At 53.6% G+C, this 15,732-nt stretch carries 13 protein-coding genes; 9 read left to right on the top strand and 4 right to left on the bottom strand.

The annotated features are described in order from the left end of the window. The first annotated feature begins 173 nt into the window (after positions 1–173). From WF331_RS20635 to WF331_RS20625, 3 genes are all read left to right on the top strand, one after another. Positions 174–950, top strand: a complete 777-nt coding sequence (locus WF331_RS20635) for a DeoR/GlpR family DNA-binding transcription regulator (protein ID WP_012274906.1) — start codon at positions 174–176, stop codon at positions 948–950. A gap of 3 nt (positions 951–953) precedes the next feature. Further along, a complete protein-coding gene (glmS, locus tag WF331_RS20630; protein ID WP_016502291.1) occupies positions 954–2,789 on the top strand; it encodes a glutamine--fructose-6-phosphate transaminase (isomerizing) in 1,836 nt (611 codons plus the stop codon). A gap of 482 nt (positions 2,790–3,271) precedes the next feature. Then, complete coding sequence (locus WF331_RS20625) at positions 3,272–4,186, top strand: TniQ family protein (protein WP_110765414.1); 915 nt, start codon at positions 3,272–3,274, stop codon at positions 4,184–4,186. A 27-nt stretch (positions 4,187–4,213) separates the two neighbouring features. Here the strand turns inward: WF331_RS20625 and WF331_RS20620 are convergent, their stop codons facing one another. Next, positions 4,214–5,848, bottom strand: a complete 1,635-nt coding sequence (locus tag WF331_RS20620) for a TnsD family Tn7-like transposition protein (RefSeq protein ID WP_340623250.1) — start codon at positions 5,846–5,848, stop codon at positions 4,214–4,216. 629 nt (positions 5,849–6,477) lie between these two features. Here WF331_RS20620 and WF331_RS20615 point away from each other — a divergent pair. The 5 genes from WF331_RS20615 to WF331_RS20595 all read left to right on the top strand — a co-directional run bounded on the left by WF331_RS20615 (position 6,478) and on the right by WF331_RS20595 (position 13,007). Next, positions 6,478–7,440, top strand: coding sequence for a hypothetical protein (locus WF331_RS20615; protein ID WP_060519787.1), 963 nt, complete (start codon positions 6,478–6,480; stop codon positions 7,438–7,440). Beyond that, complete coding sequence (locus WF331_RS20610) at positions 7,437–9,446, top strand: transposase (protein ID WP_165961575.1); 2,010 nt, start codon at positions 7,437–7,439, stop codon at positions 9,444–9,446. Before WF331_RS20615 ends, WF331_RS20610 begins: the two co-directional genes overlap by 4 nt. Beyond that, positions 9,443–10,774 (top strand): hypothetical protein, encoded by a 1,332-nt coding sequence (locus tag WF331_RS20605; protein WP_060519786.1) that lies wholly within the window; start codon positions 9,443–9,445, stop codon positions 10,772–10,774. Before WF331_RS20610 ends, WF331_RS20605 begins: the two co-directional genes overlap by 4 nt. Positions 10,775–11,038: 264 nt before the next feature. Next, positions 11,039–12,337 carry a HEPN/Toprim-associated domain-containing protein gene (locus WF331_RS20600; RefSeq protein WP_060519785.1) on the top strand — a complete coding sequence of 433 codons (1,299 nt, stop codon included), beginning with the start codon at positions 11,039–11,041 and terminating at the stop codon, positions 12,335–12,337. A 193-nt stretch (positions 12,338–12,530) separates the two neighbouring features. Continuing rightward, positions 12,531–13,007: a DUF488 domain-containing protein gene (locus WF331_RS20595; RefSeq protein ID WP_060519784.1), complete on the top strand. Its 477-nt coding sequence runs from the start codon at positions 12,531–12,533 to the stop codon at positions 13,005–13,007. On the opposite strand, the gene WF331_RS20590 is transcribed toward WF331_RS20595, so the two are convergent. Then, complete coding sequence (locus WF331_RS20590; protein ID WP_197864294.1) at positions 12,964–13,704, bottom strand: hypothetical protein; 741 nt, start codon at positions 13,702–13,704, stop codon at positions 12,964–12,966. The two genes, WF331_RS20595 and WF331_RS20590, sit on opposite strands and share 44 nt — an antisense overlap. Positions 13,705–14,207: 503 nt before the next feature. On the opposite strand from WF331_RS20590, the gene WF331_RS20585 reads away from it, so the two are divergent. Beyond that, a complete protein-coding gene (locus tag WF331_RS20585; RefSeq protein ID WP_060519780.1) occupies positions 14,208–14,396 on the top strand; it encodes an AbrB/MazE/SpoVT family DNA-binding domain-containing protein in 189 nt (62 codons plus the stop codon). A 105-nt stretch (positions 14,397–14,501) separates the two neighbouring features. On the opposite strand, the gene WF331_RS20580 is transcribed toward WF331_RS20585, so the two are convergent. Further along, positions 14,502–14,957: a DUF411 domain-containing protein gene (locus WF331_RS20580; RefSeq protein WP_340623249.1), complete on the bottom strand. Its 456-nt coding sequence runs from the start codon at positions 14,955–14,957 to the stop codon at positions 14,502–14,504. Continuing rightward, positions 14,947–15,729, bottom strand: coding sequence for a c-type cytochrome (locus WF331_RS20575; RefSeq protein ID WP_060519775.1), 783 nt, complete (start codon positions 15,727–15,729; stop codon positions 14,947–14,949). The genes WF331_RS20580 and WF331_RS20575 overlap by 11 nt, the downstream gene beginning before the upstream one ends. Positions 15,730–15,732 lie beyond the last annotated feature (3 nt).

Genomic DNA, 15,732 nt, shown 5'->3' with positions numbered 1-15,732 from the left:
CGATCGAAAGCCGACTTATGTGAATAAGTCGGCTTTTTTATTGGCCGATTGGCAATCCGGTGTGGGAGCGCAAAATCTGACGAAACTATCCACAGGGCAGCAACTGCTTGACGAAACGAGCGTCTTAGGTTTTGATTGCAACCATTATCTTTCGAAACGAAACTTAAGCGCGAATGTCGAAACGAAATACACCCCAGCGGCGGCACAATATCCTGGCTCTGCTCAGCGAGCAGGGTGAAGTGAGCGTGGACGCCTTGGCCAAGCGTTTCGAAACGTCGGAAGTGACCATTCGCAAAGACCTCGCTGCCCTCGAAACCAACGGCCTGTTGCTGCGGCGCTATGGCGGTGCGGTACCGGTGCCGCAAGAACTGCTCGGTGAGCCGGCCCAGCCTGTGTCTTCCTACAAGAAAGCCATTGCGCGTGCCGCCGTCGGGCGTATCCGCGAACATGCGCGCATCATCATCGACAGCGGCAGCACCACGGCAGCCATGATCCCCGAACTGGGGCGCCAGCCCGGCCTGGTGGTGATGACCAATTCGCTGAACGTGGCCCGAGCCATTTGCGACCTCGAACACGAGCCGGTGCTGCTGATGACCGGTGGCACCTGGGACCCCCATTCCGAGTCGTTCCAGGGCCAGGTGGCCGAGCAGGTATTACGCTCTTACGATTTTGATCAGCTGTTCATCGGCGCCGACGGCATCGACCTGGGCCGGGGTACCACCACCTTCAACGAGCTGCTCGGGCTTAGCCGCGTCATGGCCGAAGTCGCCCGTGAAGTGATCGTGATGGTCGAGTCGGACAAGGTGGGGCGCAAGATCCCCAACCTTGAGCTGCCCTGGGGCAGCGTGCACACCCTTATTACAGACGAACGCCTGCCCGCAGCGGCACGCGAACAAATTCAAGCCCGCGGCATCAACCTGATCTGCGCCGCGATCAGCCAGGAGCAATAAAACATGTGTGGAATCGTTGGTGCCGTCGCCGAGCGCAATATCACAGCCATTCTGATCGAAGGTCTCAAGCGTCTTGAGTACCGCGGGTACGACAGCGCCGGTCTTGCCGTGCTCACCCAGAGCGGTGAACTGCAGCGCCGCCGCCGCATCGGCAAGGTCAGCGAGCTTGACGCTGCTGTAGCAGCCGACCCACTGGCCGGCCAGCTGGGCATCGCCCACACCCGTTGGGCTACCCACGGTGCGCCAACCGAAGGCAACGCCCACCCGCACTTCTCGGGCGATGAAGTGGCTGTGGTGCACAACGGCATCATCGAAAACCACGAAGAGCTTCGTGAAGAGCTGAAAGGCCTGGGCTACGTCTTCAATTCGCAGACCGACACCGAAGTCATCGTCCACCTGATCCACCACACCCTGAAGAGCACCCCGGACCTGGCCGATGCCCTGAAAGCCGCTGTGAAGCGCCTGCATGGCGCCTACGGCCTGGCACTGATCAGTGCCAAGCAGCCTGACCGCCTGTTGGCTGCACGCAGCGGCAGCCCGCTGGTCATCGGCCTGGGTCTGGGTGAAAACTTCCTGGCGTCCGACCAGTTGGCCCTGCGCCAGGTCACCGACCGCTTCATGTACCTGGAAGAAGGCGACATCGCTGAAATCCGCCGTGACCAGGTCACCATCTGGGATCAGCAAGGCAATAAGGTCCAGCGCGAAACCGTGCAGTACCATGAAGGTGCCGAAGCTGCCGACAAGGGCAACTATCGCCACTTCATGCTCAAGGAAATCCACGAGCAGCCAAGCGTTGTTCAGCGCACCCTGGAAGGCCGCCTTGGCAAGGATAACGTGCTGGTCCAGGCTTTCGGCCCGAAGGCTGCCGACCTGTTCGCCAAAGTGCGCAACGTGCAAATCGTTGCCTGTGGTACCAGCTACCACGCCGGTATGGTCGCCCGTTACTGGCTCGAAAGCCTGGCTGGCATCCCGTGCCAGGTGGAAGTGGCTAGTGAATTCCGTTACCGCAAGGTGGTGGTGCAGCCGGATACCCTGTTCGTCTCCATCTCGCAGTCTGGCGAAACCGCCGACACCCTGGCCGCGCTGCGTAACGCCAAGGAGCTGGGCTTCCTCGGCAGCCTGGCAATCTGCAACGTGGGCATCAGCTCGCTTGTGCGTGAATCTGACCTGACCCTGCTGACCTTGGCCGGCCCGGAAATCGGTGTGGCCTCGACCAAAGCCTTCACCACTCAGTTGGTGTCGCTGATGCTGCTGACCCTGGCTCTGGGCCAGGTTCGCGGTACCCTGGAAGAGGGCGTCGAAGCCGAGCTGGTTGAAGAGCTGCGTCGCCTGCCGACCCGCCTGGGTGAAGCCCTGGCCATGGACGCTACTGTCGAGAAAATCGCCGAGCTGTTCGCCGACAAGCACCACACCCTGTTCCTCGGCCGTGGTGCACAGTACCCGGTGGCGATGGAAGGCGCGCTCAAGCTCAAGGAAATCTCCTACATCCACGCCGAAGCCTACCCAGCCGGCGAGCTGAAGCACGGCCCGCTGGCACTGGTGGATAACGACATGCCGGTGGTTACCGTTGCCCCGAACAACGAGCTGCTGGAGAAGCTGAAATCCAACCTGCAGGAAGTGCGTGCCCGTGGTGGCGAGTTGGTAGTGTTCGCCGACGAGCACGCTGGCATGACCAATGGTGAAGGCACTCACGTGATCAAGGTTCCGCACATCGCCGATGCGCTGGCGCCGATCCTGTACACCATTCCACTGCAGCTGCTGTCGTACTATGTGGCCGTGCTCAAAGGCACCGACGTGGACCAGCCGCGTAACCTGGCCAAGTCGGTTACTGTCGAATAACCAACGCTGATTGTCCGATTCGAAATAGATTTAGGGAATTAAACCTGTCGCAAGGGAAATAAAGCTGTCGCGGGTAACCCTGTTCGTGACCAATCCGGGTTGGCGGGGTGCAGTGATGCACGCCGTTGTCCCGACTTGGAATTACGCCTCAGAATCTAATTGACAGGTGTGTCACGCTGTATAGGCTTGTAGTCGAGGACTGCAACTGCGCATCCGTTGGGACTGGGTACCAGCAAGGCCCCCCCGCAATTTCGGCAGCAGAGAATGCTGGTTTCTCTGAAGTAGTGACGACGGGCATAGCCGGTCGGATTCTGAACCCAAGGTCGCAAGGCTGGGAGTTAAAGGATCGCTGCGACTACTCCTCGAACCTTCCGAAAAGGCACCTTTGGGTGCCTTTTTTACACCTTATTTCTGGCAATGTTTGCTCAACCGCAACCTTTGAACGATGACGCGGGATCAGTCGCTGAGGGGCCAACCCATCCATGCTGTTGCGTATCCAACCTGATGAATCTTTGCGCTCATATGTTGACCGCAATTTGCTCGTGAATTTTATGGACTGGAGGGTAGACAGGTTACGATGGCTTTCTGAAGGGGAGATTACTCACCAAGCAGTTAAGGTGATCGCCTCAACGATGGGTTGGCAAGGATGCTATGGCTTCAACCGCTTGCTGCACGAACACACTCAATTGCCCCTGCAGTTTGTTATCAGGGATACCCGAGATGCCAGTTATTCTCGAACGGCGTATCTCAAACCCCGAATGGCGATTACTAATTCCGACTTGCACGCCTACTGCCCGGAATGCGTCAGGCAGGACGTGCAGGATTTGGGCTTTTCCTACTGGCGACGAAATTTCCCTGATCATGTGAGCGTGTGTGCCACACACAATGTGGTGCTGCTGTCCACTTGCCCATATTGCGATCAACCTTTCTCATCAAAAGGCCACAATCTCGATGTGATGTGGAGAAAGTGTTCTGGGCGACACCTCGGTAACGCAGAGAGCGTAATGAACTTGGATGAAGATGCTCTCAAACATGCTCGCTTCGTAGAAGCGCTATGCGCTTATGAATTCTCCATTTCAATCCATTCTGCAGTGGCCATTCTCTCCGATAAGTTGCGCAGCCTCAAGAAACTGACGAAGCGGATGAAATCTGAGCGGACAGCCATGATTGAGTATCTCGATCGGATTTCAAATAATTTGGAAGAAAAAAGATTTGAGAGTCCTGTTGTAAAGACGGAATTTTTCCCCGAAGAAATTTTGAAAATCGTGGTTTATGCCTATGAGACTTTCGATGAATTTGTTGTTGATTTGTACGAGTATGATAAAGATTTGATTCCTATTGAGTCTCTATGGCGAAATTATGGTAATGGTAGGTATGCGACCACTTGTCGGGAATAGCTGACTGAGCGTTGCTGCACTTGCATGTTAAGTCTTGGTCGATTGGGTAACAATTTCTAGTAGGTTTCGTGCTTCTGGGTAGCGATTCCTTTTTTCTAGGCACCGATGCAGTGTGGGCACCAACGCGAAAATATGACTAGCTCGAACAGGGAAATTCGTGGCCGAGTATTTCAGTCTTTGAATGCTCAATTCAATTGATTCGCATAGTTGCCTGTCGCGAGCACTCCAATCGATTTTTTGATTGTTGCCTACGCGACCACTTGGCATCCGCTTAGTTTGAGCCATCAACCAGTCATTATCGTTCCGGTATAGCCATTGATAGACCTTGGGGAGCATTGATCTCAGGCTTTTCGGACTGGCGTCTGGATTCATGCCGATGGCGCTAACCCACTCCGCACGGTGATTGTGTAGCAGTAGCTCCCTGCGCTGAGTTGTCCAAGCAGCCATCAGTAGAGGATCAGCACTTAGGATCCTGTTTGTTGTAGAAACCGAAACGTCATATCGTTCCGCTATGGAATGTTTCTCCACTCCTTTGCCCAAGCAACCCAAGATTTGTTCCCGAAGCTCGGGTTTCAGCTTTTTAGGCTTCAGTTTTTTGAAGACTCTATCCCTGATTTCCTGACCTTTAAATCGGTGTGCTGCTTTATCGCCTACTGCTCGTCTTCCGTGGTCTGGAGACTGTACTGGGGTTTCCTGATCCCCTGGAGACTGAAATCTTTTTAACGCACATAAAAACGGCGCAAACTCGCCGAATATACAGGTGATCAAAATCAGATGTTTGAGCGGATGGGAGTAAACGCGCGGTGTACGGGTCAGACTCTGTATAAAAGTTTCAGCTCTCTTTGGAGTGGTCGGAAGCGAGGCCAGTGGAAGATACGGTTGCAGTTGTGAAGCGAACGAAGCTAGGTCTGCTTGGGCATCAAAGCATGCTTCTGTATTGACTGAGAGGCGACGAATAGCTTCGTTATAAGCAGCCGTGACATTTTCTGGACGAAATTGCTCAGAAATGCCTAGCTTGGCTAACTCAATCACTGAGTGTCCTAAACGCTTGAGGGTTTGTACCACTGTCGGGCATACGGGCTGCTCTGCAACGCTCGCTATTAGGTGCTCGGCAGGTAATACCCAGTGCGCAGAGTCCGACCACTGCCGGTTGGCCGAGCAAATCCTGATGAGAGTTCCGTGCTTAGGGCATAACGTGACGCCTGGATACTGATGGGACAGGTGCCAGTAGGCGACCCCATGATTGATACGGTCTTCCCTTAAACATTCGAGGCATGCTTTCAATGGGTGCTCTGCGCCAAAGCGACCGGTCACCAGACCCAGGCGATATTTTAAGGTGCCCAAAGAATTGTTTGAAACTGTATGAAAGACGTCGTCAATTCTTTCCTTGGATTGAAAAGGAAAAAACAACGGCAATATCGTATGTTCTGTAATGATGTTGAATGGGCTTCCCCATACTTCTTTGGCTTTTTGGGGCAAAGAGTTTAGTCTGCTAGGAAAGTCATGCTGCACACTACTTGATCCCTCACCAAATAGCCATGCAGTGGTGCTAGCCTTAGTAACGTGGCACATAAAACGATGCTGACGACAACAAATACTGAAAAAGGTCTCATCCGGTAGCCATCGAACGACAGGGACAGATGCATTTGCAGAATCAGCCATTTCCCTCACCAAACGCTTGTCGTTTTCAACATTTTATTTGATTGGGGCTAAACCCTTAAATTATCAGTTGAGATAAGGGGGTGAAGATATATATCCGATGGGTGTGAGGCGCACGGTTGATCTAGATAATGACCCAAGCTGGACAATTTTGAATCCAGTCGCGACCCAGAGAGGGATGACTTTTCAGTTGTCACCCTGTTAACCACGGCGGTAACATACCCTGCTAAGCGAAGCGCTTTAAAATGTGCACACAGATACGTGTACACCCAGCGAATCCATTGCAGATAGCTGCTAACTATGTCCTAGATTCTTAACACGTATGAATAATAAGGAAGTATTGAATGAAATCTGACTAGTTAATTAGCGCTAGAATTCAGATAGACAAAGGCCCAAGTGCGACCTTGGGCCTCTGTGGATAAGTCAGAATTTAGCGACCTGACCTTTCCATTGTCTATTCCGAACATGCGGGACGTCAAGTCCTGCAGGGCTTCGTTCATCCACAAGAAGGTGAGCGTTATCCACAACCCGCACTCTTGGGTACGCCCGGGAGGCAAGGGCTATAGGGGCATCCAGCAAATTATCCCCAGGCTGGATGACGATCCTAGGTCCGTAGACATTGGACTGTATTGATGACTTTGCAGGAGAGATTTGCCCTCATCAGGAGCCGACAAGCTCACTTCGCGTGGGGCGATATCTACACGCCTTCGATTTTAGCGGTTCCACGAGAAGCCCCTAAGGGCTCTCGTATCAGCAGAATGAATAGCCGGAAGCTCGGCCGTGCGATTCACTCGCTGTCCACCCCAGAAGCGGTGTTCGCACAGCTCGCGCTCTTCCATCCTCAGCTGCTCGATATTCACGAGCAGAAGATGCTGTGGCCATATCACGCCCCGCATCCATTGCACGGGCATCCACTCACCAAAGGACATTTTTCTCATCCTGTCACTGGGACGATGGAAATTGCCAAGCAAATTGGCTTCAAGCATCACCAGGTGGTGATTACCACTAAAGCTGGTAGCCGACAGAGAATGCCCTTTCCCTATCAGGGGGACCTTTTACTGTATTTGATGGGTTCAGATGGGAAACCCTACGCGGTCAATTGGACGGTGAAGGATCAAGCTCATGCCTTCAGCGAGAGGCGCTACTCAGCAGCCAAGACCCCTAATCAGCAAAAAAAGGACCGTGATCATGCTGAGCTACGCACAGCCCTAGAGCAACTGCATTACGCAAGCGGCGGTATCAGGACCGTGCAAATGTCTTTGGATCGTCTGGACCCGATCGTCATGGGCAATCTCGATCTGCTATTTCCGATGCATGGCTTGCCGCTGACCCACGACCCCGAGCTGCTCAGGGAGTTTAGCGCTGAGATTGAGGGCGCTGTGCATGCTGGGGCCTTGATCCACCCCATCATTTACCGGTATGCAGCCCGATGGGGTAAGCGTGACCAGTTTATTGCGAAGGTCTACCAAGACATCTGGGACCGAAAGCTGCCAGTAAATTTCTTCAAGCCGATTCTGATCGACCATCCTCTCGATACCGACGGTGGTGATCTGCTGGCAGCCTACGGCAAATTTTTCTTGGAGATTGAGCCGTGATCACGGGCGCTAGGTTATTTGCGCCTGAAGGTTATCGGAGCCTTGTCAAAGGCCACTATTACCATTTCCTGAACAGTGATGCGGTCCACAACCGGGTGCGCTTGGTGGAGTTCAGTGATCTAGCGAAAGACGTGCGCACCACCTTGATCACCCTCACAAGGTTCGAGTTCGAAGAAGCGCTCGAAGCGGGTGCGCTGCTGGCGTCAGGGGAGACGGACAAATTTCCGCCATGGCTGGAACCGATTAAGGGGATCGCAATTTCAGATCGTGAAACGAAGCGGGTTTCTGCTAAGGAAACCTACGACCAAAAGGTCAACCGCCGTTTTCTGGCTATCTCAGGCCTGATGGTTCGTCTCCAGGAGGTTCTAGCCAGTGACGATCCGGACGCTGTAATTAACGCTCATGCCAAAAGCCAGTCGCCTCAGCAAAATGCAGCTCGCTTGAGGTTGTGGTTCTACACTTACATTACTTTTGGACAAAACAAGTGGGCTCTCATGCCTCCCCTGCACCGCATCGGGAGGTGGGACAGGGAGGGGCCGGGGAAATTACGCAGGCTGGGCCGGCCATCACCCAATGGCAAAGAGTGGGGTTACCGGGCCGATAGCGCCATGAGGGAAAGAATCCTTTCTGCGTATCTTAGGTTCCGTTCCGCTGACAAAACATATAGTCAAGTTTACCGAAAAATCCTTACAGAGGAATTTGGTTGCGTTTCCGTTGAACGAAATGGAGTAGCATTTTTCATCAATCGTAAAGGGCACCCATTTCCAACTATTGACCAAGTGCGTTACTGCATCGAACAACAAGTTAGCGCTAAAGAGAAATCTATTGGCGTAAGAGGTAAACAAAAGACCCGCGACCAGAGCGGCAGTTTGGGCAGTTTCTCAGAACGCTTGACGAATCTAAATCAGCAGGTCGAGTTTGATGGTTACTACATAGTTGAAAAACTTTCGGGCCTGACAGAGGGTAGCCCCGTTGACGGATTTTGCGTCGTTCGTGCCGTGTGTGGATTGTCCGGAATGGTGGTTGGCATTGGATTTGCCGAAGGTAAAGAAACCAAAGAAGCTTATCGGATGTGTCTGTTTTCCATGGCTGTCGACAAAGTATGGTTTTGTGGGCTTTTCGGAGTAACCATCAAACCGGACTGGTGGCCCTGCGAAGGCTTGGCAGGTGGGCTGGTGTTTGATCGAGGTCCTGCAGCAGCCCTGGACACGGAGCCTGAGATCCACTGGCTAGGCACACTTGAAAATACGCCAGTTTTTTCTGGCCAGTCTAAAGCTACGGTTGAGTCATCGCACCCGCGAGCAAAATCCGACCTCGATCAACCCACCTATGTTCATAGCACACTGAATTTTGTCCAAATGGCCCGCAGGGAGATTCACCAAGTCCTGAAAGACAACCGGTCGTCTGACGCAAGTGGCCGCATGGAAACCGAAATGTATTGGTGCGGAATAAAGCCCACCCCGCTGGGTATCTGGAATTACTGGGACAGCCGCTTCCGTAATTCTGCAATCGGGATGCAGCAAGAGGTTGCCATAAAGAGCTTCCTGTCTGTGCACCCGGCCGTTGTACGTCAAGACGCAGTCTATCTGTACGGGCGCAAGTATAGGTCTGTTGATTTGATCAATACCGGGATATTTGATCGAGTTGCTAGGAGCAGCGTTATTGAAGTTGATGTATATGTACTGACTATGTGCGTTCGGCATATATGGATTGAGGTAGGAGGCACACTGTTCGAACTGGACTTTGTAACGACGCAAAGGACCGTTGACGGTGATCGGGACATATCATTACGTGATCTTCAGTCACTAGATGCCTTAAGGCGAAAATCTCAAACTTTGCTTCGTAATGAGATGCCGGCAATTCATCAATTTCACGATGATAGATTCAAAGAAGATACCGGTGAAGAGTGTAAAGGTGGCGTGAGAAGAATTGGTCGACCACCTAAATCGGCATCTGCGCAGCGAGATACAGATGACTATGATCGATTCCGAGGTAAAGCCAAATGAATGAGGCCATTGCGAGTTGGTTCGACGGCTGCCAAACGGCTGATCAGGTCCGCCAGATCATCACGCGTCGACCTGAGCCATTGGAAAGTCTGTACGAAATTGAACCTCGGTTGGCGGCAGAGGTGCTGTCTCAAGCATTGCGTGAATCGTTCATTCCCAACGCATTTACGATTGAGTTCATCCAGGAGATGGTGGGGCGCGCAGCGCTGCATGCGCGAGCATTGTTCTCTTCTGAGCGCGAGTACGCCCGAGGGCTCTATGAAGCACCTGCAGTCGATGCTGTGCCGGTGTGTTTTACAGGGCTTGCAGGGGTTGGGAAGAGCCAGACCATTGCTGCGCTGCGCAAGGTTCTGCCTGGCCCCGTTGATCTGTCCTGCGATCACTTCCAGGGTGAGCTACCGTTGCGGTCGCATTGGTATGCAAGCGCCCGAGGTACCACCAATGCTAAGGCCCTTCTTCGAGAGTTCGTTGAGTTGCCTCTGTCGCGACTGACCGTTGCTGAGCTGCTGAGTGAATGCCGGCGTAGGGCGAATCGTGATGGGGTATCGTTAGTCATCCTGGATGAAATGCAGTACATCCAAAAGGGGCTTGGTGCAGCGAAGGTTACCGATATCCTCTTGAACATGGCTGGTATCGGTCCGCCAATGGTCTACGTGTGCAATTACAGCTTGGGTCACAAGTTGTTTGAGAGAAACAATGAGGATCAGCAGCGCTTGCTGACGGACCCAAGAATCATGCTTCCCGATGAGCCTGGCAGTTCCGACTGGAAAGCTTTCATTGATGAATGTGTTCGCGTGGGCAATGGCGCGATTCGCGGTAATCAGGGTGAATTGGCAAGGGAAATTTACCGTTGCACCTTCGGTATCAAGCGCCTGGCGGTGGAGTTGTTGAAGCAGGCGTACATTGAGTGCCGCAGTGCAGGCCGTCATGCGGCCTCCCTTCAAGACATCGGCCATGCTTACCGCTCAGCGGCTTACACGTCCAGTGCCAAACAGGTCGAACACCTTCAAAAATTGGCTCTGGGTGGTCGGGTGTCCAAACAGCATCCAGACCTGCGGTGTCCGTTTGACCTGCCAGCCGCGTTCACGTCCAACGTAGTGAAATTTGCGCGAGCTGAACGGCAGGACCGAGTCACCCAGAAGGTTTTCGACTCATCGCTCACTGCGTCGGAACGATCTGTAAAAAAGCAACTTGATGCCTCAGCGAATGCTCTGCAGAAGCCGACTGCGCGCCCGCGGCGGACTCCGGTTGAGGAGCTCTCCGAGGAAGAGCAGGCCAAAGCTTTCTTTGCCTTGATGGAGGACGACAAGGACCCCAAACCCAAGTGATGGTGTGGCGAAGAATTCCGTTCGCGGGCCCTATGATTGCTGGCGTGTAAACCTATTTTTTTCACTGTTAACCAGAGTGGTTTACAGTGAAAAAAACAGGTTTACACGCCTGAGTTAGCGAGGGGCAGGTACACCAGGATAGAGCACCTGAGCTCGGATGCATCTCCGACGCCGCTGAAATGTGCTATCACGTGCCAGTACAAGCATGTCCAGATTCGCGTCATGCATTGGCGTTAGACAGTTAACTCCAGGTACAAAGATCTTATGAGCACACCAATTACGCTGTCTGTGGGTAGCCTCGATCTCACATACAACACTGGCTATATGGGCATGGATCACGGGATGCTCTATCAAGAGTCCGACCGCCAGTACCGTCGGCACGAGGGCATCGACTACGACTACGCTCATAGCCCTGAAAGTCTGGAGCAAATGGAGCTGTGTTTTTGCCGGACACTTGGTTCGATGGTGTCACGGTTGGAGCTGCTCGGATACACATTGGCGGCGGTGAGGTCGGAATACGAAAATCAGGTCGTGCTCGACAGAGACCAGTTCGAGGAATACCTGCCAGGTGAGCGTCGATCCGACCGTTTGACTTTCGATCAATTTATCGACTTCATCAAAGCGTACGCATTGCGAGACCTAAAAAGCGACTATGTCGCCAGCTACGATTCCGATCATGCACAGGGCCGGGGCCGCTTTGCGGCTGATCCAGCGGCATCTCTACTCCCGACGGGAGTGTTTGATCGAGACATCGGAGGCTACTCCGAGCGCAGCCATTTCGGCTCAATGTTAGGATTTCTGAGCCCATATGCAACTCTGCGAATCCTTGCCGAAAACCCCGCTAATCTAGGTGAAGATGTCGTCTGGGATTACGGCAATTTTGTGGATGCAGGATGGGCTAAAAATGAGGATTTCATTGGGAACGCACGTCGGACCCAGACCTATTTGATAGCGACTGAAGGCACTTCTGATACCCACATTCTGAAGCGGGGTCTGGCGCTGCTCCGCCCGGACATCGAGGATTTTTTTCGATTCATTGACATCGAGGAGCGTCACCCATTTTCCGGTACAGGTAATCTGTCCAAGTTCGCCGAGGGACTGGTCAAAATTGATGTTCACAATCGCGTGGTCTTCCTGTTCGATAACGACGCCGAAGGAGTGGATACCTATAAAAATCTACTCAAACGCTTTCAATTCCCAGTGAACATGAAAGCTATGGTTCTTCCTGACTTGGACGAGCTGCGCGAGTTTCCGGCGAAAGGCCCGTGTGGTGTTGCCAACGCTGACATCAACGGCTGCGCGGCCGCTATCGAGTGCTATCTCGATCTCAATCTTAAGGGGCGACCCCCAGCGCAGGTGACCTGGACGAATTACAAGGAGTCGTTAGGTATTTATCAGGGCGCCCTCGATTTCAAAGATAGCTACGCAAAGGCGTTTTATGAAACCACTCAGGAGGATGTTGAATCAGGTGTGTATGACGCGAGTAAGCTCCGATCCGTGATAGCGGCGCTTCTTGAGGAATGCACTGGTTTGGCTGCTGCGATGCTCTATTCGAAGTCCTAAACCTCAATAGCCTCTCGGCGAAGGCGCTTCCACCTAACGCGGACCGAGATGATTTCTGGCCCCTACCATCCGCTCGTCGCTACCTCTTGGAGATGGCCATCCATCCAATGCCCATGGGGTACAGCATGGCTAGAATGGTATAGTCTCTCATTTATTTGCAGAACAGCCGCAGGAAGCCGCTGGGAGATTTCACATGGCGATCTACACCGCAGGCTATGAAGGGTTGTCTATCGACGCCTTCATCGCTCGTCTTAAGCAAGCTCAGATCGACAAGGTTCTGGACGTTCGCGAGTACCCTCTGTCCAGAAAGCCTGGTTTCTCCAAGAAGGCTTTCGCCCAGTGCTTGGCGGATGCAGGAATTGCCTACGAGCATTCCCCTCCCTTGGGTTGCCCAAAACCGATTCGAAACCGCTATAAGGTCGATGGCGATTGGGGGGTCTATGCGCGCGACTTCAGGGCTTACATCCGTACCCGGATGGACCTTCTGGAGAACCTGACAGCTGATGCCTCAAGCCAGCGCATTTGTATGGTTTGCTACGAAGCTGACGCGAATTTTTGTCACCGCAGCCTTATCGCCGAGGCTGCGAGTGAATTGGATTCATCCCTGGATACGCGGCATCTGCCTCTCAAAATAGAGAAATTTGCTGATTTGCTTCGGGCGGTTGCTTAGGTGGATAGATGAGACTGATGATAAGCCACTGTTGCGGAAATCGATGAATCGTTCCCATTAGAAGCATAAGATCTTTTCCTGGTAACTCGACCTCCAGCTTCTGTCGAAACGGCGCTTCCCAGCCGTTAGGCCCATGAGCTCGGCGCATGTTTCTGTACAGCTGGCTTGCCTCCCAGTCTACGATCTTGTGCTTATAAATCTTTACCTCACCATCAAGTACTGACTCATAGCTGTAGTAGAAATCGAAGGGCACCTTCTCTAGGCGCTTGATGCTGGCTTTGACATCGTCCTGATCGAATAAACCGGGCTGGCGCTGCAGTCTCTCCAGTTTTTCAAGCTCCTCATCAGTCCAGCTTTCTGACGCGGCTTTACGGATCTCTAATCCAATAATTCGCTCAGGCTTGATCAAGCCGAGCGTGACATTGGAATTCTGTCGAGCCTGCTCCAGAGCCTCAAAACTGTCGTAGATGGGCAGCTTGCTAAGCATTTCCCTCCTTCGAATCCACGCTTTCGAGGTTGGAATAATGTCTTGGGGCTGAATCGTATCCACGCCAATCTTATGGCTTTCAGGTCGGTGATCGTTGGAGCTTTTTTCGATGGAGGCTTCGATCCACTGCCACTTTGAAAATCGTTGATCATCAGTGACCAGGCGGAACGGTACAGGGTAAAGACGGATCAGATTGCCTGCCTCGTCCATCCCCGCAACGCACGAAGTCTCTGTATAGGCAGCGCTGGGTGACGGGTATGTTTTGCATAGGATTAGTATGCGAGCTTTCCTTCTCATACAGGCACGTCCTTATTGTACTGCTGATACTGTAGCGACCAGAGCGTAAACTGGCCATATGATATCGCCCTGTCCCGACAAACCTCATCCATGTGCGGCTGCCACTGAGCGTCATCACCAAGAGCGAGCAATTCAGGCATAGCTGCTGCTAGGGATTGCCTAACCGGGCTGCACCGCAGAAAGATTGAACGCAGCTTCGGCACGAACTTGCCGTCCGATTGAAGCGGACGAGCTACGCACCGTTTGGGGTTGCGGCCCCTTTCGATGTTCGTCGATGGGATCTAGCTCAGTCGCAAGGGGCTTCCGGCGTACTGAACACTCCAACAAAATGGCATTTGCAAAGCTGCTTGAGCAAATCACCGCTTGCATGGCTGCTGGAGTATGATGGGGACTGGTAGCTCTGGCAGGAGAGCCCAATGACTGAATCAGCGCGCACCACGGTAAAGTGCCTGGATCCCGGCGACGGCTCCGGCGATGTGATTGTGGAATTACCTGACGACATTCTGCGCGAGCTCGGGGTCACGACGGGCGACAGACTCTCCATAGAGCTCATCAACGGCGATATCGTACTCAAGCCAGTCCGCGAGCGCCGCGAATCTGATTAGCTACGCGTTGCAGGCCCTCTGTGTCGTCGTGTTGAGCTGATGAAGCTTTCTAGCGGGGATACATGGGACGGCAGTCAGCCTACTGCCGTCCTTCTGGTCGGTGCGTTATTTGGCTGGATAGTTGGCGACTACTAGGTCCGCGCCGCTTTTGGTTAACCCAATGACTTGGTAGGCATGGCTTACGCTATCAACCTCCATGCCTGGGGATCCAGCTGGCATTCCTGGCACGGCGATCCCGACCAGATCGTTCCGCTCCTTGAGTTCTCGAATCTGCTCAGCTGGCACGTGACCTTCAACAAACTTTCCATCAATCACGGCTGTGTGGCAGGACGCTAACCGTGGCGCTACGCCCAGCTTCTGTTTCACTGCGCTCATGTCCGTCTCAATATGGTCGGTCACTTTGAAACTATTGGCTTCCAAGTGCGCGATCCATTTCTTGCAGCAACCGCAGTTCGCGTCTCGGTGAACGTCGATGGACAAAGGCTCGGCAGCGTAGGCCGCTGAGGTCACCAGCAGCCCAGCGATAGCGGCTAGACGAACGAGTATCCGGTTAGTTGGCATGAGTGTGCTCCTTACCGTCTTTGTGAACATGCGTCTTTGTCGACGATTTCGGGTGGGCGTCCGAATGGGCTTCGGCCGCATTGTGGTCACCGTGATGATCTGCCGCTTGGGTGGCGCCTGCGGGTGGAGCTCCATGGTCGTGAGCTGCCTGGGCATGATCGTTGTCTGCCGCTTCGTCGTGATCGCCATGCTCGGCATGCCCGCTCCCGCCGTGCTGGCCCTCATGGTTATGCATATCGCTTTCGCCGCCGCCGTGCTGATGGCCACCGCTCGTGGCCACCAAAGCCTTGTACTGCTCGGGATTCATTTCGGGAAGTTGATCCAGGAACGCGACTATTCCCCAGATGTACTCATCACCCATGCTCTTGCCCCAAGCGGGCATGCCGGTGGCTTTGATGCCGTGCTTGATCGTCCAGAATGCGGCAGCCGGTTCGCCTCCGACACCCACCTTGGTGAGGTCAGGTGGCGACGGGTATAGCGCTTGGCTAAGTTCTGTCTTTCCAACGCCAGGGGCGAGGTGGCACCCAATGCACATGGCGTTGTAGTTGCCTGCGCCTGCCTTGATCAACGCAGCGTTCTTCAGGTCAGGCACTTCAATGTCTCGCGCTCGAACCTCAATCGACCGGTCGCGAGCCATGGCGAGAAACGAATGGACAGCCGGGAAGTGAGGATCATCGGCGCCGACATTCACCAAGCCGAAATACGCGGTGCCCAATACCGCAGCACTTCCGACAGCACCGGCCACAAGCAGCGTTGTAATTGTTCTTTTCATGTT

This window comes from Pseudomonas sp. YNh (genome assembly GCF_037993085.1).
GTDB lineage: Bacteria > Pseudomonadota > Gammaproteobacteria > Pseudomonadales > Pseudomonadaceae > Aquipseudomonas > Aquipseudomonas putida.
Note: the sequence above shows the minus strand (reverse complement) of the source record. Positions and strands in the feature narration are given on the sequence as shown.